This is a genomic window from Pseudomonas sp. NFIX28, assembly GCF_900107395.1.
In the GTDB taxonomy this organism is placed as follows: domain Bacteria; phylum Pseudomonadota; class Gammaproteobacteria; order Pseudomonadales; family Pseudomonadaceae; genus Aquipseudomonas.
The window spans coordinates 60,927-78,980 of record NZ_FNPW01000009.1; the positions used below are offsets into that span (position 1 = coordinate 60,927).

At 62.0% G+C, this 18,054-nt stretch carries 14 protein-coding genes, 1 other RNA gene and 2 pseudogenes; 4 read left to right on the forward strand and 13 right to left on the reverse strand.

The genetic code is table 11. The features are described from left to right. Nucleotides 1–48: 48 nt before the first annotated feature. Entirely contained in the window at nucleotides 49–1,149 is a 1,101-nt protein-coding gene (locus BLV20_RS18020; protein WP_092303743.1) for a polyamine ABC transporter substrate-binding protein, read from the reverse strand. A gap of 288 nt (nucleotides 1,150–1,437) precedes the next feature. After that, entirely contained in the window at nucleotides 1,438–2,343 is a 906-nt protein-coding gene (locus BLV20_RS18025; protein WP_092303745.1) for a LysR family transcriptional regulator, read from the reverse strand. A 106-nt stretch (nucleotides 2,344–2,449) separates the two neighbouring features. Here BLV20_RS18025 and BLV20_RS18030 point away from each other — a divergent pair, with 106 nt between their 5' ends. Further along, nucleotides 2,450–3,688: an SGNH/GDSL hydrolase family protein gene (locus BLV20_RS18030; RefSeq protein ID WP_092303747.1), complete on the forward strand. Its 1,239-nt coding sequence runs from the start codon at nucleotides 2,450–2,452 to the stop codon at nucleotides 3,686–3,688. 141 nt (nucleotides 3,689–3,829) lie between these two features. Here the strand turns inward: BLV20_RS18030 and BLV20_RS18035 are convergent, their stop codons facing one another. Continuing rightward, nucleotides 3,830–4,213, reverse strand: coding sequence for a DUF6124 family protein (locus BLV20_RS18035; protein WP_092303749.1), 384 nt, complete (start codon nucleotides 4,211–4,213; stop codon nucleotides 3,830–3,832). Between the two features lie 548 nt (nucleotides 4,214–4,761). Next, nucleotides 4,762–4,983, reverse strand: a pseudogene (locus BLV20_RS31775) (hypothetical protein); the annotation flags it as partial. A gap of 291 nt (nucleotides 4,984–5,274) precedes the next feature. Between BLV20_RS31775 and BLV20_RS18045 the strand changes: the two are divergent. Further along, nucleotides 5,275–5,973 (forward strand): hypothetical protein, encoded by a 699-nt coding sequence (locus tag BLV20_RS18045; RefSeq protein WP_092303751.1) that lies wholly within the window; start codon nucleotides 5,275–5,277, stop codon nucleotides 5,971–5,973. A gap of 69 nt (nucleotides 5,974–6,042) precedes the next feature. Here BLV20_RS18045 and BLV20_RS31780 read toward each other — a convergent pair. From BLV20_RS31780 to BLV20_RS18080, 8 genes and pseudogenes are all read right to left on the reverse strand, one after another. Then, nucleotides 6,043–6,211, reverse strand: a pseudogene (locus BLV20_RS31780) (integrase); the annotation flags it as partial. Nucleotides 6,212–6,323: 112 nt separating this feature from the next. Further along, nucleotides 6,324–6,715: a transfer-messenger RNA gene (ssrA, locus tag BLV20_RS18050) on the reverse strand. Between the two features lie 79 nt (nucleotides 6,716–6,794). Next, nucleotides 6,795–7,082: a hypothetical protein gene (locus BLV20_RS18055; protein WP_092303752.1), complete on the reverse strand. Its 288-nt coding sequence runs from the start codon at nucleotides 7,080–7,082 to the stop codon at nucleotides 6,795–6,797. A 273-nt stretch (nucleotides 7,083–7,355) separates the two neighbouring features. Then, nucleotides 7,356–10,166, reverse strand: a complete 2,811-nt coding sequence (locus BLV20_RS18060) for an FAD-binding and (Fe-S)-binding domain-containing protein (protein ID WP_092303754.1) — start codon at nucleotides 10,164–10,166, stop codon at nucleotides 7,356–7,358. Then, entirely contained in the window at nucleotides 10,163–10,834 is a 672-nt protein-coding gene (locus BLV20_RS18065) for a LutC/YkgG family protein (RefSeq protein WP_092303756.1), read from the reverse strand. Before BLV20_RS18065 ends, BLV20_RS18060 begins: the two co-directional genes overlap by 4 nt. Beyond that, nucleotides 10,834–12,288 (reverse strand): LutB/LldF family L-lactate oxidation iron-sulfur protein, encoded by a 1,455-nt coding sequence (locus BLV20_RS18070; RefSeq protein ID WP_092303758.1) that lies wholly within the window; start codon nucleotides 12,286–12,288, stop codon nucleotides 10,834–10,836. The genes BLV20_RS18065 and BLV20_RS18070 overlap by 1 nt, the downstream gene beginning before the upstream one ends. After that, entirely contained in the window at nucleotides 12,285–13,109 is an 825-nt protein-coding gene (locus BLV20_RS18075) for a (Fe-S)-binding protein (RefSeq protein ID WP_092303760.1), read from the reverse strand. The genes BLV20_RS18070 and BLV20_RS18075 overlap by 4 nt, the downstream gene beginning before the upstream one ends. Before the next feature lie 144 nt (nucleotides 13,110–13,253). Continuing rightward, nucleotides 13,254–14,939, reverse strand: coding sequence for a lactate permease LctP family transporter (locus tag BLV20_RS18080; protein ID WP_092303762.1), 1,686 nt, complete (start codon nucleotides 14,937–14,939; stop codon nucleotides 13,254–13,256). 261 nt (nucleotides 14,940–15,200) lie between these two features. On the opposite strand from BLV20_RS18080, the gene BLV20_RS18085 reads away from it, so the two are divergent. Then, a complete protein-coding gene (locus BLV20_RS18085; protein ID WP_092303764.1) occupies nucleotides 15,201–15,968 on the forward strand; it encodes an FCD domain-containing protein in 768 nt (255 codons plus the stop codon). A gap of 82 nt (nucleotides 15,969–16,050) precedes the next feature. Here the strand turns inward: BLV20_RS18085 and smpB are convergent, their stop codons facing one another. Next, nucleotides 16,051–16,533, reverse strand: coding sequence for an SsrA-binding protein SmpB (smpB, locus tag BLV20_RS18090; RefSeq protein ID WP_009042112.1), 483 nt, complete (start codon nucleotides 16,531–16,533; stop codon nucleotides 16,051–16,053). A 116-nt stretch (nucleotides 16,534–16,649) separates the two neighbouring features. Between smpB and BLV20_RS18095 the strand changes: the two genes are divergently transcribed. Next, on the forward strand, nucleotides 16,650–18,053 hold the full coding sequence (locus tag BLV20_RS18095; RefSeq protein ID WP_092303766.1) for a sodium-dependent transporter: 1,404 nt from the start codon (nucleotides 16,650–16,652) through the stop codon (nucleotides 18,051–18,053). Nucleotide 18,054 lies beyond the last annotated feature (1 nt).

Here is an 18,054-nt window from a genome sequence, read left to right on the forward strand (position 1 = left end):
GCTTGCCGGTGCTCGGACAGCCCAGGGCCAGGCTGTCCGAAGGGTGGGTCATTTATCCGACTTGATGCTGGTCCAGGCCCGGGTGCGCACGCGCTCCAGCTTCTGCGGCAGCGGCTGCACCACGTAAAGCTTCTTCAGGGCTTCGGGGGTGGGCGTGAGGTCGGTATTGCCGGTGATTTCCTTGTTGATCAGCGCAATCGAATCCTTGTTGGCGTTGGGGTAACCGAGGAAGTCACTGATGGGCGCGATGACTTTCGGGTCCAGCAGGGTGTTGAGGAACTCATGGGCCTCGGCGACGTTCTTCGCGCTCTTGGGAATGGCGAAGGTGTCGAACCAGATCGGCGCGCCTTCCTTGGGCAGGCGCCAGTCCACCACCACGCCGTTGCCGGCCTCTTTGGCGCGGTTGCCGAACTGGTAGAAGCTGCCGGAGTAGCCGATGGCCACGCAAATGTCGCCGTTGGCGATATCGGTCATGTACTTGGCCGAGTTGAAGTAGGTGACGTAGGGGCGGATTTTCAGCATCAGTTCCTTGGCTTTTTCATAGTCCTGCGGGTTCTGGCTGTTGGGGTCCAGGCCCAGGTAGTGCAGGGCCAGCGGGAGGATTTCCGACGGCGAGTCGAGCATGGCTACGCCGCAGGATTTGAGCTTCTGCATGTTCTCCGGCTTGAACACCAGGTCCCAGCTGTCCACCGGCGCGTTGTCGCCCAGCGCGGCCTTGACCTTGGCCGGATTGAAGCCGATCAGCACCGTGCCGTACATGTAGGGCACGCCGTACTGGTTGCCGGGGTCGTTGCTGTCCAGCAGCTTGAGCAGCGCGGGGTCCTGGTGCTTCCAGTTGGGCAGCTTGGACTTGTCGAGCTTCTGGAACACCCCGGCCTTGATCTGGGTGTCGAGGAACTGGTTCGACGGCACCACCAGGTCGTAGCCCGAGTTGCCGGTCAGCAACTTGGCCTCGAGGGATTCGTTGGTGTCGAAGGTGTCCCAGGTGACCTTGATGCCGCTGTTCTTGGCGAAGTCCTTGGGCACCGACGGCAGGATGTAGTCGGCCCAGTTGTACACCCGCAGCTCGCGCTGCTCGGCCTGTGCCGCGCTGGCCAGCAGCGACAGCCCACAAACGGTGGCACTCAGTATGCGTTTCATAGTGGCCATGAATGGTTTCCCCAGCGTGGCGATGGTTTTTATGTTCTGTACACGACAGGCGGTCCTTAACGGGCAAAGGACGAAGAGGGTCAGGTTCACAAGGGCGGTTCTGGCGACCGCGCGGGTCGCTCGAGTCAGCGGTCCGGGTTTGATTCTTGCCGACGGCCCCGGGGATTCACAGCACGGGGTTGGCCAAAAGGGGATCGTAATGGCCATTGATCGTGGCCGGCGCAGGCTTCGCGTGCCGACCTGGCCAAGGTCGATGGGCTTACGGCGGCACGGCTGGCCTGGGGCCGGTTACGCAATAAAGCCTGGCAACCGCGGCACCTGCTCGGCCAGGTAGGCCATGAGCAAGCGCACGCGCAGGGGGCGATAACGGCGCTCGGGGTAGATCAGGAACGCCTCGTTCGGCGGCCCGCTCCAGTCGGGCAGCACCCGCACCAAGCGGCCGCTGTCCAGCAGGTCGCTGACCAGCCACGCCGGGGTGATGCAGAGCCCGGCGCCTTGCAACACGCCATCGCGAATGGCCAGCGAGCTGTTGCTCCGGTAGCGCCCTTGCGGGGTGACGCTGGCCTTCTCGCCGCCCGGGCCGCTCAGCTCCAGGCGGTCGCCCGCGGCCAGCCAGGCAAAGCGCAGGAAGTAGTGGCCGCCCAGGTCGGCCGGGCAGCTCAGGGGCGCATGCTGGCGCAGGTATTCCGGCGCCGCCACCAGGTAGCGCGGCGATGTGGCGATGCGCCGGGCGATGGCGTTGGGCGGCAGATCCCCGCCCAGGCGCAGGGCCAGGTCGACGTTCTCTTCGGTGAGGTCGACGAATCGATCGTTGAAGATCAGCTCCACTTCGATGTCCGGGTATTGCGCCATGAACGCCAGCAGCAGCGTATTCAGGTGCAGCACGCCCAGGCTCACCGGCACATTGACCCGCAGCACGCCCTCGGGGCGCTCGGTCAGGCCGCGCACCTCGGCCACCGCCTCGGTGTATTCCTCCAGCACCGCCTTCGCTCGTTCATAGAAGCGCTTGCCCTGCTCGGTGGGCGTCAGCCCGCTGGTGCCGCGGGTGAGCAGGCGGGCGCCCAGCTGTTTTTCCAGGGCCGCCACCAGCTTGCTGACGGTGGGCTGGGTGCTGCCCAGCTCCCGGGCGGCCGACGACAGGCTGCCCAGCTCGACGGCGCGGACGAAACAGTGCATCGCTTTGAGGCTGTCCATGGGTATTCGATATCGGAATGGGCTGTATGAAGTTATGCCTTCTATCACGATTATTTCGAATGGAGCAATCTGGCTCGCCTCAGCCTTTGTCTCAAGGAACGACCGGATGAAAGCCCTGCACACGCAATTCTCACTGCCGCTGGTGATAACGGCCCTGCTGGCCGCGAACCCGGTGCTGGCCCGGGACAACTGGCTTACCAGTTGGATGGCCAGCCCGCAGCCGACCTGGGGCAACGAGCTGCCGCTGCCCACGCGGATTCCCGCAACCCTGGCCGATAGCACCGTCCAGCAGAAGCTGCGCGTCAGCATCGGTGGCAGCCGGGTGCGGGTGGTAGTTTCCAACGAATACGGCCAGCAGCCGCTGCTGGTTGGCGCGGCGCGGGTCGTGGCCGTGGAGAAGGGCGAGTCTGGTCGCGCAGGTTCCGGACAAGTCCTGACGTTTGGCGGCGCGCCGCAAGTCAGCATCGCGCCGGGCGAGACCCGTACCAGCGACCCGGTCGCCCTGGTGGTGCCGGCCCTCGGCGAGCTGCTGGTCTCGCTGTACCTGCCGCAGCCCACGCCGCTGAGCACCTTCCATTGGGACGGCAAGCAAACCGCCTTCATCGCTGCGGGCAACCAGGTCGACGCCCAGCAGCTAGCGGGGGAGCGGCAAGTGCAAGCGCGGCTGTTCCTCAGCGACATCCTGGTGGACGCCGCGCCCGACAGCCGCGCCCTGGTGGTGCTCGGCGACTCCATTACCGACGGCAACGGCTCGACCCTGGACAGCAACCACCGCTGGCCGGACTTCCTCGCCCAGCGCCTGGCCGCCAAGAACATCGCCGTGCTCAACGGCGGCATATCCGGCGCGCGCCTGCTCGAACACGGCATGGGCGCCAGCGCGCTGGCGCGTTTCGAGCGCGACGTGCTGAGCAAACCCGGGGTGAAAAGCGTGGTGCTGATGCTGGGAATCAACGACATCAGCTGGCCGGGCACCGCTTTCGCGCCCAACGCGCCGTTGCCTTCTCTGGATGGCCTGATCGCCGGCTACCGGCAACTGATCGACCAGGCGCATCGCCACAACGTCCGCATCATCGGCACCACATTGCTGCCCTTCGAAGGCGCCCTGGAAGGCAGCAGCATCGAGCACTACCACAGCCCGCAAAAGGAACAACTGCGCCAGGCGCTCAATCAATGGATTCGCACCAGTCGGGCATTTGATGCGGTGATTGATTTCGACCGAATGACTCGCGATCCGCGGCATCCGACTCGGTTGTCGCCACGGGTGGATTCGGGCGATCACCTGCATCCGGGGGATGAGGGGAATAGGGTGATGGCGGAGGGGGTGGAGTTGGGGGTGCTGTTTTGAGTGTTTGGCAGGTGCGTTGAATTCGAATGCGCCCAGCATTCCAGGCCGGTTCAGGCCGTGTCTGTTTTCCACCTGCGCAGGTTTGTCATTAAGGAACAGCGCGGCAGGTCGTGCTGCCGCGCCGTGCTTTCACGTGGGGTTCTACTTCAGCGATGGCGTGTGGCGACTGCCATCGAGCAAGGCGTCTACCACGGCTCGCGCCATCTCCACCGAGTGCACCATAGACCAGATCAAACCGCGCTCGATGCCACTGCCGCGCTCAGTGATTTCATCGGAAACCTCCTCGGCGCTTTTCAGCAGCAGGGAGACGTGGAGCAGGGCTTCTTCGGCGTTGATGCCTTCCCGGACTGAGAACAAGGAATCGCGGCTCACCGGGATACTGACGGTTTTTTTGAGCGACTGAATCAGAGACACATCAGCAGGCTGAACTGACAGCTTCTGCCGGATGTGCTGATTGGCCAGATCGTGTTCGAGATTCCTGACGCGGCGGGCAGTGCTGGGCGGATCGGGGACGAGCTTTTTCATGGCGTAACTCCTAGTACAGAAATAGGAGCCATCACCGTCGCTGCTAAACGATAGGGTGGCGGCCGTTCGCAGGTTAGCAGACCGGTGACTAGGACCCCGGCGCACCCAAAGGTGCCCTGCGCACGGCCGCCATAAAGCGGAGCCAAGAAAAGCGCCACGTAATGGGGGCGCCATGCGCCTAGTTACACGTCGAGCTGCTAAACCCGGTCACTGAATTTGCAGTGACAGATCGAGGCTAGCCAGTGCAGGGCGGTAGGCGCAAGCGGCTGGGAGTTTCTAGGAAAATTCGCACAATAGAAAGAGACTTAACGCTGCTTCGGGGGAAGGAAGGCTCGGGCTGCAATGGCGGGGAGGGGGCGGTTGGCGATGGTGGCGGAACGTTAAGGCCAGGAACAACAAAGCCCGCACAAGGCGGGCTTTGTTGGTGCTTTGTTTGGCGGGCCGGGGGCATTTGAACTTGCTAGTAAATGTCCTTGAAAACATGGGGTTGCTTTTGAGGTTTCATTCTTCGGGATACAAGCAGGGATACAGAGTCTGAGCTGCTGCACTTGGGGATTCACATCGTAGTTGACGCCCGTGATCTTGGCGTCGAGCTTTCTGCATTCCTCATTAGTGCAGAGGAATGTGAAACGTGCGCGTGGTGGTTCTAGGGAGAGATATTCACGCCTTGCAGCGACAATCGATAACTCCTTTTCAAGCTCGACACAGTAAGCCCGTGTGATGCGTTTGTTTGTTTGTTTGTTTTCATCCGACTGACATTCCTTGAACAGCTCTTCGTTGGGTCAACACTCCTTGGCCTGCTACGCGAGGCTAGCGTAGGGTGGGCTGAAGTGCTAGAGCGGTCGGGATACTGAAACTGCGCGGGGGCCCCCGAGGAATTACAGCGGATACGGGGTCGGAAACCCGCGGGGTCTGGGTAGTGGAGGGGCCTCCAGCTTACTGAAATTTCAGTCACTGAAATCGAAAGGATATTGTTGAAAAAAGGCCGTCGTTACCACATTGGTAACGATGATCTAAGATCACTCATTTTTGTGTCTCAACCGAAGAGACCGGGAGGGCAGATGTATCCTGACGATTTCAATTTTTCTGGTTATCTCAAGTTCAGAGTCCATACGGGGGATATCGATTTCTCTGCCTTGGTGGGCGCGCTGAGTGAGAAAGGCTATATCACCGAAGTCGATTTTCCCGAGGGCGCTGGACTGTGTTCCAGTCACATGGAAGTGCTTAGCCAGGAAGAGTTCGACGAGCTCTTCGGCTTCTTCTATCCCGGCCGACTGAACACCATCAGCCTGTACTGTATCGCCACCAATAAAGGCGGAATATGCCCTACAGGGGCTTTTGCATACGCGCTGATCAACCTGAATGTGCTCTCGGAGCGGGAAGGGCTGGATATCCTGGAGCGCGAGAACTATACGAGCGAGTTCTCCGAATTCGACTTGGAATGGGCCAGAGAAGAACTTCTCGAATACCTCAAAGCCTCCATGGGGCGGTTGTCCGAGAAAAGCATTCAGGACGAATTGCAAAGACGCCAGGATAGAGTGCTTCTAATCGAAGGAAGATTGAAAGCGCTTGGATTGCTGCCACTGACGGAAGAAGAAAAAGCCTGGCAGGCGCTGGACGAGAAGTTCCCCTTCGCCAGCAGTCGGGATGAGGTCGAACTGGACGGTGCGCGTTATATCCGGATTTTCCGCCCCGCCGAAAAAGATCATGAGGGTAAAGTGCTCCAGTGGGCCGGGAGCTGGCGAAGGCTGGGTGAGTAAAACAGGGCTTAAGGCGACCGCCAGCCCTTTGCCCCCTGACACCGAAGCCCAGGCCGTCGCCACGTTCTAGAAGATGTGTTCGGTTGCCGCTTTCTTGGTTCGCTCCACGGCGTCCCGTTTCTCTTTAGGATCAATGCCGTGGGTGAGGAATCCACGTGCTTCAATGGTTCTCTTGCGTGCTTGCGGAAATGAAACCTTGGAAGAAGGTCTCGAGGTCCATATTGATCCTATTCTTCGAATTTCATGGATTGTGCTGGACGCTATCGGATCGTGATGACGCTGAAAAATCCTACATTTACTGAATTTCAGGCACAAAAAAAGACGTCCGTGGACGTCTTTTTTTGATCATTTGGTGGAGCCGGGGGGATTTGAACCCCCGTCCGCCAGTACTCCGCTGTCGGTACTACATGCGTAGCCGTGTCTATTGAGTTAACCCTCAGCGACCCGACGGGCAGGGTGCTTTGGGCGAGTTGTGTAAGTTTTAGCCGCTTCGTCCACAACGTACTGCACGGCGATTCTGTTCTGTATGACAATCATTTCGGGTTTACAGACATCCCCTGATGATTGCTGGACCCGAAGGTACCAGAAGGAAGGCTAGCGCCGCTTACGCAGCGAGAGCGTATTCCCCGTAGGTTTCGTCATTGGCAACTATAGGAAGTTGCAACAGTGGATTTACGAGTTCTGTTACCAACTCGGCATGCACCTAAAGTTTCGCAACCGGCGTCGAATCCTAAACGGCCCCGAACCTGCTGTGCATTACCAGCAGGTTTGTACAGTCTACGCCAAAATGGCCCGCAAGGCCATCCCGAAGGCGGGGCCCGTTAGCCGCCGCCTTCACCCTTGGTGCTGTTCTGGATGGTCTGGATCGCGCGGGTGGTCAGGGCGATGCATTCCTTGGTGCCTTCCTCGGTGTTTTTCGCCTGGGCCGCCTGGGCTTGTTGCATGGTGGCCTCCATGTTGGTTTTCAAGTCCTGGGATTGGATGGTGGTCCGGGCATCACGAATGGTTTGCAGGTTCGCCTCGCACAGGTCTTCCTGGTTCCCGGCGAAGCTGGGGGAAGCCAGGACCGAAGCGGTGACGAACAGGCCTAACAGTACAGAGCGTTTCATGGGCGTCTCCTTGAACTGAAGGGCCAGGCGCCGCTGGCCATCAGCACGAACTGCCGAATTTTCAGGAAGCTCCCGTTGGCGGGGGCTTGATCGGTGGACTGCGGTGGTTCGCCAGGGTTCTATTTTTCTGCCCGGGGGCACGACCACTGAGCCTGCAGGTGCAAGAAACCTGTAGGAGCTCGCCATGCTCGTTAACGGTATCGCGCAGTTACTGGCTAACTGCGGTGCAGTTCATCGCGAGCAAGGTTCGCTCCTACGGGGGGGGCATACCGATCAGGCTGGCCTGGCCCGCGTTACTCGGTCCACCAGGTAGACCAGCCCGTGGTAGTCGATCCCGCCATGCTGGCTCAGGCCGATTTCACAGGTGCGGCTGGTGGAAATGCCCTCGCTGCAATATTGCACCGCGTCCTTGAGGCTGCGCAGGGAATGGGCGTTGAGCTCCGGTGTGGTGAAGCCTTTATCCCCGGCGAAGCCGCAGCAATGGATGCCTTCCGGGATCACCACATTGGTGCTGCAACGCCGCGCCAGGTCGATCAGCGCCTGGCTTTCGCCCAGGTGCTGGGTGCTGCAGGTGACATGTACGGCGACCGGCGCTTGCTGGGGGGTGAACTCCAGCTTGTCCATCAGGTGGGTGCGGATGAAGCGCACCGGGTCGTACAGGTCCAGGCGCACATCGCCCAGGTCTTGCACCAGGCGCAGGGTGCAGGGGCTGGTGTCGCAGTAGATCGGGTCGAGGCCGCCGCGGCTGGCGTGGAGCAGGGCGCCGATCAGTTCCTGGCGCTTGTGCTCGGCCTGTTCCGCGTAGCCCTTGGAGGCGAACGGCTGGCCGCAGCACAGGCTTTCGACGTTGTCGGGGATCACCACCTGATAGCCGGCTTTCTCCAGCAGGCCGCGGGTCTTGTCGTAGAGCGAGCTTTGCTCCTGGTCGCCGGCTGCCGGGCCCATGACCCGCGACACGCAGGCCGCCAGGTAGACCACCCGTGGCCGCTGGTCGCTGACCGCCGGGCTGAAGCGAATGGCGCGTTCCGGCTGCGGCATGGCGCTGGTCCATTGCGGCACCTGGCCCTTGGACAGTTTGCTCAGCGCCGCCGAAACCCTGGCCAGGCGCGGTGCCCCCAGCAGCATCCGCGCACCGTTGGCCACATGCAGGGTGAAACGCGCGCCTTGCAAGGTGGTGGCGAAGTGCGAGCCCAGCCAATCGGCCGCCTTGGTGTGGCTGGCGTGCCGGCTGCGCAGTTTTTTCACCAGCTCGCCGGTGTTGATGCCCACCGGGCAGCGCTGGGCGCACAGGCCAGTGGCGGCGCAGGTGTCGACGCCCTGGTATTGATAGGCCGCTTCCAGTTCCGTGGTGTCGATGCCGGCGCGCTTGCGGGCCTGGATATCGCGCCAGATCACGATGCGCTGGCGCGGGCTCAGGGTCAGCCCCTTGGACGGGCACACCGGTTCGCAGAAACCGCACTCGATGCACTTATCCACAATCTCGTCGGCCGCCGGCAGCGGCTTGAGGTGCTTGAGGTGGATCTGCGGGTCTTCGCTGAGCACCACGTCCGGGTTGAGGATGCCGTTGGGGTCGAGCAGGCGCTTGAGTTGCCACATCAGCTGGTAGGCATCGCTGCCCCATTCCAGCTCGACGAAGGGCGCCATGTTGCGCCCGGTGCCGTGTTCGGCCTTGAGCGAGCCGCCGAATTCCACCGCCACCAGTTGCGCCACGTCATCCATGAAGGCCTGGTAGCGCGCCACTTCTTCGGCGCTGTTGAAGCCCTGGGTGAAGACGAAATGCAGGTTGCCCTCCAGCGCATGGCCGAACAGGATCGCCTCGTCGTAGTGGTGTTTGTCGAACAGCTCGATCAGGCGGTTGACGCCGATGGCCAGTTGTTCCACCGGGAAGGTCACGTCTTCGATGATCACCGTGGTGCCGGTCTTGCGCACTGCGCCGACGGCGGGGAAGGTGTCTTTGCGGATCGCCCAGAGCTTGGCGTTTTCCTTCGGGTCTTCGGTGAAATCGACCTGTTTTTCCACCGGGAAAGACGCCAGCGACGCCATGATCTGCGCCAGTTGTTCCTGGAGCAGCGCGCAAGATGCCGCGCGGGATTCGATCAGCAGTGCGCAGGCATTGGCGGACAGTTGCTGGACGAAGGCCGGCATCCCGGGTTTGTCCTGCACCGAGCGCAGGCTGCGGCGGTCCAGCAGTTCCACGGCGGAGACGGGCTGGCTTTTCAGCACGGTTACCGCGTTGCAGCAGGTTTCCACGTCCGGGAAGACGATCAGCGCCGAGGCTTTGTTCGGGTGGTCGATCACGGTGTCGTAGGTCACTGCGCTGATAAAGCCCAGGGTGCCTTCGGAGCCCACCAGCAGGTGGCTGAGGATGTCCAGCGGCTCATCGAAATCCACCAGGGCGTTGAGCGACAGGCCGGTGGTGTTTTTCAGCCGGTATTTGTGGCGGATCTTGGCCGCCAGTTCGCTGTTGGCGCGGGTCTCGCGGCCGAGGGTCGCCAGGCGCTCGAGCAGCTCGCCATGGCTGCTGCGAAAGGCCGCGACGCTGGCGGCGTCTTCGGTGTCCAGGCGGGTGCCGTCGGCCAGCACCAGGCGCAGGCCGGCCAGGGTGTGGTAGGTGTTTTGCGCGGTGCCGCAGCACATGCCGCTGGCATTGTTGGCGACGATGCCGCCGATCTTGCAGGCGTTGATCGAGGCCGGATCGGGGCCGATCTTGCGCCCGAACGGCGCCAGCCAGGCGTTGGCTTGGGCGCCGATCACCCCCGGTTGCAGGCGGATCTGCTGGCCCTGGTCGCGGATCTCGCGGGCATTCCAGTTGTCGCCGAGCACCAGCAGCACCGAATCGCTGATGGCCTGCCCCGACAGGCTGGTGCCGGCGGCGCGGAAGGTCACCGGCACGCGGTCACGCTGGGCCAGTTTGAGCAGGGCCACCACTTCGTCTTCGGACTCGACGCGGATCACCAGTTGCGGAATCAACCGATAAAAGCTCGCATCGGTGCCGAAGGCCAGGGTGGAGAGCGGGTCGTCGAAACGCCGTTCCTGGGGGATCAGTTGTTGGGCATCACGCAGAAAAGCCGTCGGTAGACTCATTGGTCCTCCAGGATCAGCACCACCAGGTCTTTCGGGCCATGGGCGCCGTAGGCCAGGACTTGCTCGATGTCGGCCGTCTTCGACGGCCCGGACACCAGCAGCGCGTTGGTCGGCATGCCTTGGGCCCAGCTGTATTCCTGCTGGACCTGATAGAAGTTGTCGCGGATCTCGCTGGCCTTGAGCAGGGCGAAATGCACCGGCGGCACCAGGCTCATCAGCCGCGGTTCTTCGCGGGTCGGCCAAAGGATCAGGCTGCCGGTGGCGGCGATGGCGCCGAGGGTGGTGGTGAGGCTGGCCGGGGTGTCGTTGAACAGCTCGGCTTTCCACTCTTCGACGGGCCGATCGTAGGCCTTCAACGCCGGCAACCCGGGATGCTCGGCCCAGTATTGGCTGACGCGCTGGCCGTGGGGCGTGGTCGGCGCGATCAGCAGGCTCGGCAATTGGCGTTCGCCCAGCAGGCGGGCGAGCAGCGCCGGCCAGTCCTGGCCGCTGGTCTGGTGGATTTCGGTGTGCACCGCTTCCATCTGCTTGCGCAACTGCGGGATGCGTTGTTCTGGGCTGTAGGTATAAGGCTGGGTGACCAGTGCCTCATCGAAGTTATCCACAAGCGGCGTGGTGCCGGTCAGGCTGGTGCGCAGCTTGGCGAGGATGTTCTGTTTGGCACTCATCAACGTTCTCCCTGTTTGGCCAGATGCTCGCGGGCCAGGTCGTGCAGGGACCGGGCGGCGGGTTTGGGGGCGCTGTGGTTTTGTGTCCACGGGCCGACGTTGCTCGGGGTCAGCGCGCGCAGGCGGGTGGCCGCCAGCGTAAACAGGCGATACAGCGCCGGCGAGCTGTTGAGTTTGGCCCAGGCGTTCCAGATAAAGCGTTCCTTGCGCGAATACTTGCTGCCCTGGCCGCGCATCACCTGGTGCGGGCTGTCCGGAGCCTTGACGTTCTCTTCGCGCAGGCGACGCAGCAGGCTCGGGATCGGGATCTTCACCGGGCACACTTCGCCGCAGGCCCCGCACAGCGAAGACGCGCTCGGGTGGTCCGGCACCTTGGCCAGGCCGACCATGTGCGGGGTGATGATTTTGCCGATGGGGCCGGGGTAGACCTCGCCGTAGGCGTGGCCGCCGATGCGGGTGTAGACCGGGCAATGGTTCATGCAGGCGCCGCAGCGGATGCAGTTCAGGGTCTGGCGCAATTCGCTGTCGGCGAAGGCCTGGCTGCGGCCGTTGTCGAGCAGCACCAGGTGCACTTGCTGCGGGCCGTCCAGCTCATGCTCCTTGCGCGGGCCGGAGATCATGTTGACGTAGGTGGTGATCGGCTGGCCCAGCGCCGAGCGGGTCAGCAGTGACAGCAGCGGCACCACGTCGCGCAGGTTTTCGACGACTTTCTCGATACCGGTGACGGCGATGTGCACGGGTGGCACCGTGGTGGACATGCGGCCGTTGCCTTCGTTTTCCACCAACAGCAGGGTGCCGGTCTCGGCCACGGCGAAGTTGACGCCGGAGACGCCGATGTCTGCTTCGAAGAATTTCTGCCGCAGGACCCTGCGACCGATCTGAATGAGTTGGTCAACGTCCTTGGTGTACTCCACGCCGAGTTTGTCGTGGAACAAGGACGCGACCTGACCGGCATTCTTGTGGATCGCCGGCATAATGATGTGTGAAGGCTTCTCGTGGTCGAGCTGGACGATGAACTCGCCCATGTCCGACTCAAGGCATTCAATGCCTTGTTCAGCGAGGACATGGTTCATTTCCATCTCTTCGCTGACCATCGATTTGCCCTTGATCACTTGCCGCGCCTCGTGAGCGCGGATGATCGAGAGGACGATGCCATTGGCCTCGTCCACCGTTTCCGCCCAGTGCACTGTCACACCGTTGCGGGTCAGGTTCTGTTCAAGCTGCTCGAGCAGGTCGGGCAGCTTGGATAACGCACGGGCCTTGATCGCATTGCCCAGGGCCCGCAGGTGTTCGCGCTCGTGGGCATCGCTGAACGACGCCGCACGCTTGGCCATGAGGGAATCCATGGCGCTGCGAAAGTTGTTTCGCAGTTGTTGGTCGCCCAGGGCCTGGTGGGCCCGGGTGCGAAAATCGTCCGACACGGCCAGGGTCGGAATAAGCTCCGGGGTGCTCATCGGGCACCTCCGGTGCGTTGCCAGAGGAAGCTGGCCAGGTGTTGGCCGCGCAGCGCTTCTTGTTGTTTCTCCAGCGAACCGTTGATGTTCATCAAGCAGCCGCAGTCGGCGCTCAGCACCTTGTGGGCGCCGGACTCTTTCAGTGCGCGGGTCTTGTCCGTGACCATCGCACCGGAGATGTCTGGCATTCGGACGCTGAAAGTCCCGCCAAAGCCACAGCATTCGCTTTCGTGGCTGTGTTCTACCCGCTCCACGTTGCCCAGCTGTGACAGCAACTCACGGCCGTGCAGGTGGGTGTTCATCTCGCGCCGTGCCGAGCAGGAGGTGTGCAGCGCCACCTTGACCGGCTCGCCCTGGTCCTTGAGCTGCACCTTGCACACATGCAGCAGGAACTCGGCCAGCTCATAGGTACGGGCCGCCAGGGCCTGCACCTGTTCCAGGGTTTGCGGCTCGTCCTTGAACAAGTCGCTGTAATGCTCGCGGATCATGCCCGCGCAGGAACCCGACGGCACCACCACCGGATAATCGCCGGCGAACAGCGCCAGTTGCGAGCGGGCTACCGTGCGCGCCTGCTCGGTGTAACCCGAGGTGTAGGCCGGTTGCCCGCAGCAGCTTTGCCCTTGCGGGTACTCCACGCGAATGCCTTCGCGCTCGAGCAGGTGGATCGCATCCATCCCGGCTTCGGGATAGAACAGGTCGACCACACAGGTACCGAACAGGTAGACCCGCGACGGTTTCTCGCAGGGGTACTGGCGCGGCTCGGCCAAGGGCGGTGCGACACGGGTCGCGTTAGGCACGGCGTTGTAAAAAAGCTCGCTCATCAGGCGTGTCTCCGGGTGGTCCCGGTTATCCGTCTGCGGCGGCTGCTGAATATAGAGAGACAAGCTTTCAGCAGCCTTGCAGACCGGGTTGTGAGTTGCAGACGCCGGGCTTATGGGCCGGCGTCGGTTCTTTCGGTGTCGCGATCAGTGCACCAGCATGCCAGTGAACCAGTAGGCCTGGGCCAGGGTGATCAGGCCGACGATAGTGGCGAAGAACAGGCTGTGCTTGAGGGTGAAGCGGAACAGGTCCGATTCCTTGCCTACCAGGCCGGTGGCGGCGCAGGCCACGGCGATCGATTGCGGCGAGATCATCTTGCCGGTCACGCCGCCGCTGGTGTTGGCCGCTACCAGCAGGGTGTCGTTGACGCCGATCTGGTGCGCGGTGGTGGCTTGCAGCGAGCTGAACAGGGCGTTGGAGGAGGTATCCGACCCGGTCAGGAACACGCCCAGCCAGCCGAGGAATGGCGAGAAGAACGGGAATGCCGCGCCCGTGCCGGCCAGCACCAGGGCCATGGTCGAGGACATGCCGGAATAGTTGGTGACGAAGGCGAAGGCCAGCACCATGCCGATGGACAAGATCGGCCAGCGCAGTTCGTAGAAGGTCTCTTTGAAAGTGGTCAGACCAATTTTGAAATTGATTTTCAGCACCAGCATCGAGATCAGTGCGGAGAAGAAAATCGCCGTGCCGGTCGCGGAAATCGGGTCGAGCTTGAACACCGCCGGAATCGCGGTTGGCGCGGCGACGATCGGGGCGCTCTTGATCACCAGTTGATCCAGGTGCGGGATCGCGAAGTTGAATACCCAGCTGTACATCGAGCCGCCGGCGGCGAACATCGCCTTGAACGGCTTGAGGGTCCAGATGGTGACCAGCACGGTGAGGATCAGGAACGGCGACCAGGCCTTGAAGATTTCACCGAAGCTGTAGGGCGAAGGCTGGGTGGTGCGCGGCTGGCCGAAACCACCGTTGCGCACGGCAGCGGCGCCGACGCTGACGGTGGCCGCGGCGAACGAACGCTTGGGTTGCCAGACCTTGAGGAACAGGGTCAGGGAAATCAGGCTGGCCAGGGCCGAGGTGATGTCCGGCAGCTCCGGGCCGATGAAGTTCGAGGTGAAGTATTGGGTCACGGCAAAGCTCAGGCCGGCCACCAGCGCCGCAGGCCAGGTCTCTTTGACGCCGCGCAGGCCGTCCATCATGAACACCAGCCAGAACGGCACGAACAGCGACAGCAGCGGCAGTTGGCGACCGGTCATGGCGCCGATCTTGAAGGCGTCGATGCCGGTTACCTGGCCGGCCACGATGATCGGGATGCCCAGGGCGCCAAAGGCCACTGGCGCGGTGTTAGCGATCAGGCATAGGCCGGCGGCGTACAGCGGGTTGAAGCCCAGGCCCACCAGCAGCGCGGCGGTAATGGCCACCGGGGCGCCGAAACCGGCGGCACCTTCGAGAAAGGCGCCGAAGCAGAAGCCGATCAGCAGCACCTGCAGGCGCTGGTCGTCGGTGATCGACAGCACGGAGCTGCGGATGACCTCGAACTGGCCGCTCTTGACCGTCAGTTTGTAGAGGAATACGGCGGCGACGATGATCCAGGCGATGGGCCACAGGCCGTAGGCAAATCCATAGCCAGCGGCCGCGAGTGCCATGTCGGCAGGCATCTGGAAGGCAAAGATCGCCACCAGAATCGACAACGCCAGGGTGATGCTGCCGGCGATGTGTCCTTTGAGACGGAACACGGCCAGAGCGAGGAAGAAGAAGACGATCGGGATGACGGCGGCGAGGGCGGACAGGCCGAGGCTGCCGAGCGGGCTGTAAAGCTGTTGCCAGGTTTGCATATGGGGTGGCCCCTAATTGTTGTTGGTCAGGCACTGGTCAGCGTATTTGGTTAATTGGTAAGACCAATTTACAATCGCTGTTGGCTAGGGTAAAAGCCTTGTGAGCGGTGTGTCAATTTGTCGCCCTAAAACTTTTGTCGAAGTTGCGGTGCAGATGGCATCTGATCCGCTCGCCGACAGTCGTTCTGATAGGTGCTGGCGGAGCCCCGATAGGCCAGAATAGAGAGCCCGGCGCACGGTCGGGATGGTGGAGAGTGAGTTATGGGGTTTGATCAGATTCGTCAGCGCCGTTTGTCTGACGACATTGTCGAGCGGCTCGAGGGGATGATTCTCGAGGGCACGCTGAAGTCCGGTGAGCGCCTGCCGGCGGAGCGTGCGTTGGCGGAGCAGTTTGGTGTCTCGCGGCCTTCGTTGCGCGAGGCAATCCAGAAGCTGACGGCCAAGGGCTTGCTGGTCAGTCGCCAGGGTGGCGGCAACTATGTGGTGGAGTCACTGGGCTCGACCTTCAGCGATCCGCTGCTGCAGTTGTTGGAAAGCAACCCTGAAGCCCAGCGTGACTTGCTGGAGTTTCGTCACACGCTGGAAGCCTCATGCGCTTATTACGCGGCGTTGCGTGCCACCGAGGTGGATCGCGAGCGCCTCACCGCGGCTTTCGAAGCGCTGCAGGATTGCTATTCCCGGGCCGGGGATGTGAGCCGGGCGGAAGAGGGGGCGGCAGACGCGCAATTTCACCTGGCGATTGCCGAGGCCAGTCACAACGCTGTGTTGCTGCACACCATTCGCGGGCTGTTCGATCTGCTCAAGCGCAACGTGGTGACCAACATCGGCGGCATGTACAAGCAGCGCACCGAAACCCGCGACATGCTGATCAGCCAGCACCGCGATCTGTACCAGGCGATTATCGAAGGGCGTGCCGAGCAGGCGCGTGAGGTCTCCAGCCGGCACATTCTGTATGTGCAGGAAGTGCTGGAAGAGGTACGTCAGGAAGTGCAGCGCGTGGCTCGGGCGGAGCGGCGCAAGGGGATTTAGTCGGTGGGGAGTTCATCGCAGGCCAGCGCGCTCCGGGCAGGAGCGCGCTGGCTGGCGATCATGGCATCAAGGCAGAAGAGCGTTACTCTTCCTTGCCCTTGTTGCGCACCGCGCGATGCAGCTCACGATCGGAGTCGCGCTCGCGTTCGGTATGACGCTTGTCGTATTCCTTCTTGCCCTTGCCCAGTGCGATCTCGCACTTGACCATGTGCTTGCTCCAGTAGAGCGACAGGCACACGCAGGCATAACCCTTCTGCTGCACGGCAGCAAACAGCTTCTCCAGCTCGCGCTTGTTGAGCAGCAGTTTGCGCGAGCGCACGGGGTCGGCGATCACATGGGTGCTGGCGGTGGTCAGTGGCGTGAAGTGGCTGCCCAGCAGCCAGGCTTCGCCGTCCTTGAGCAGCACGTAACTGTCGACCAGTTGTGCCTTGCCCGCACGCAGACTCTTTACTTCCCAGCCGGCCAGGACCATGCCAGCCTCGAACCGATGTTCGATGAAGTAATCGTGACGCGCCTTTTTATTTTGCGCGATGGTCCCTGTTGGGTGTTTCTTCTGTTTAGCCATAGGGGCGGCATTATAGGCAGTTGCACGCGTGTCGGCTACGGTGAAGCAGCGTGCTTGAGCAGGTTGAGTGAATCCCGGACAATGCGCGCTCTTTTTTCTCGGTTGGGCGCGTATTGATGTCGACGGACAAGGTTTCTGTCCACGGCGGCTGGGCCAGTCGCTGGGTTTTCATACTCGCTGCGACTGGTTCGGCCGTGGGCCTGGGAAGTATCTGGAAATTCCCTTACATGGTCGGCGTCTACGGTGGCGGCGCCTTTGTCCTGGTGTTTCTGGCCTGTATCGCGCTGATCGGCGTACCGGTGATGCTGGCCGAAACCCTGATTGGCCGTCGCGCCCGGCAAAGCCCGGCCAATGCCTTGAAGGCGCTGGCCCTGGAGGCCGGGCATTCGGCCAAGTGGTCCTGGGGCGCGTTCGCCGGGATGATCACGGCCTTGTTGATTCTGTCCTTTTATAGCGTGGTCGGCGGTTGGTCGCTGGACTACATCATCGATATGGGGCGTGGCGATTTCCAGGGCGTGACGGCGGATCAGGTCGGCGCCTATTTCGCCACGGTGATTGCCGACCCCTGGCGGCTGACGTTGTGGCATACGCTGTTCATGCTGTTATCGGCGGCCGTCATCGCCAAGGGTGTGGTGGCCGGGCTTGAGCGCAGTCTGCGGATCATGATGCCGCTGTTGTTCGTGATGCTGGTGATCCTGCTGGGTTACAGCCTGACCACCGGACATTTCATGGAAGGCGTGCATTTCATGTTCGACTTCAGCACCGACAAGCTGCTCGACGGCCTGTTGCCGGCCATGGGGCATGCGTTCTTTTCCCTGAGCGTCGGTGTCGGTTCCATCATGATCTACGGCGCTTACATGCCGAAGCATTCGTCCATTTCCGGCACTATTGTCGGCGTGGCGCTGCTGGATACCTTTGTTTCGCTGCTGGCGGGGCTGGCACTGTTCCCGATCGTATTCGCCGCCGGGTTGAACCCGAGTGAAGGTCCGGGGCTGATGTTTGTCAGTTTGCCGTTTGCCTTTGGTAATGTGGCGTTCGGCCAGTTGATGGGCGTGGTGTTTTTTGTCCTGGTGGCTATTGCCGCCTGGAGTTCGGCGATTTCGCTGCTGGAGCCGATGGTGGCTTATCTGGTGGAGCGGACTCGAATCCGTCGCGGCTGGGTGACATTCTGGCTGGCGTTTACCTGCTGGTTCGTTGGGTTGGGAACGGTGTTCTCCTTCAATATCTGGCAGCAGGCCAAGTTTTTCGTGAACGAAGGAGACGCTTTCCACCTCTATCAGTGGGGGGCAGCGGGTGGTCTGGATTTCTTTGGGGTGATCGATTTCTTCACCTCGCGGATCATGTTGCCTTTGGGTGGCCTCTGTTTTGTGGTGTTTGCGGGTTGGGTAATGGGGCGCGAGGCGGTTCGAGACGAGCTGTCGATTCGCAATCCGCTGCTTTTTACCCTGGCCCTGTTTTTGATGCGCTATGTGGCGCCCATCGGCATTCTTATAGTGTTTGCCGCCCAGTTGTGGAAATGAC

Excerpts from the sequence above, each read along its gene's own strand:
- BLV20_RS18020 (WP_092303743.1), bottom strand. The coding sequence starts at position 1,149 with ATGGCCACTATGAAACGCATACTGAGTGCCACCGTTTGTGGGCTGTCG.
- BLV20_RS18025 (WP_092303745.1), bottom strand. The coding sequence starts at position 2,343 with ATGGACAGCCTCAAAGCGATGCACTGTTTCGTCCGCGCCGTCGAGCTG.
- BLV20_RS18030 (WP_092303747.1), top strand. The coding sequence starts at position 2,450 with ATGAAAGCCCTGCACACGCAATTCTCACTGCCGCTGGTGATAACGGCC.
- BLV20_RS18035 (WP_092303749.1), bottom strand. The coding sequence starts at position 4,213 with ATGAAAAAGCTCGTCCCCGATCCGCCCAGCACTGCCCGCCGCGTCAGG.
- BLV20_RS18045 (WP_092303751.1), top strand. The coding sequence starts at position 5,275 with ATGTATCCTGACGATTTCAATTTTTCTGGTTATCTCAAGTTCAGAGTC.
- BLV20_RS18055 (WP_092303752.1), bottom strand. The coding sequence starts at position 7,082 with ATGAAACGCTCTGTACTGTTAGGCCTGTTCGTCACCGCTTCGGTCCTG.
- BLV20_RS18060 (WP_092303754.1), bottom strand. The coding sequence starts at position 10,166 with ATGAGTCTACCGACGGCTTTTCTGCGTGATGCCCAACAACTGATCCCC.
- BLV20_RS18065 (WP_092303756.1), bottom strand. The coding sequence starts at position 10,834 with ATGAGTGCCAAACAGAACATCCTCGCCAAGCTGCGCACCAGCCTGACC.
- BLV20_RS18070 (WP_092303758.1), bottom strand. The coding sequence starts at position 12,288 with ATGAGCACCCCGGAGCTTATTCCGACCCTGGCCGTGTCGGACGATTTT.
- BLV20_RS18075 (WP_092303760.1), bottom strand. The coding sequence starts at position 13,109 with ATGAGCGAGCTTTTTTACAACGCCGTGCCTAACGCGACCCGTGTCGCA.
- BLV20_RS18080 (WP_092303762.1), bottom strand. The coding sequence starts at position 14,939 with ATGCAAACCTGGCAACAGCTTTACAGCCCGCTCGGCAGCCTCGGCCTG.
- BLV20_RS18085 (WP_092303764.1), top strand. The coding sequence starts at position 15,201 with ATGGGGTTTGATCAGATTCGTCAGCGCCGTTTGTCTGACGACATTGTC.
- smpB (WP_009042112.1), bottom strand. The coding sequence starts at position 16,533 with ATGGCTAAACAGAAGAAACACCCAACAGGGACCATCGCGCAAAATAAA.
- BLV20_RS18095 (WP_092303766.1), top strand. The coding sequence starts at position 16,650 with ATGTCGACGGACAAGGTTTCTGTCCACGGCGGCTGGGCCAGTCGCTGG.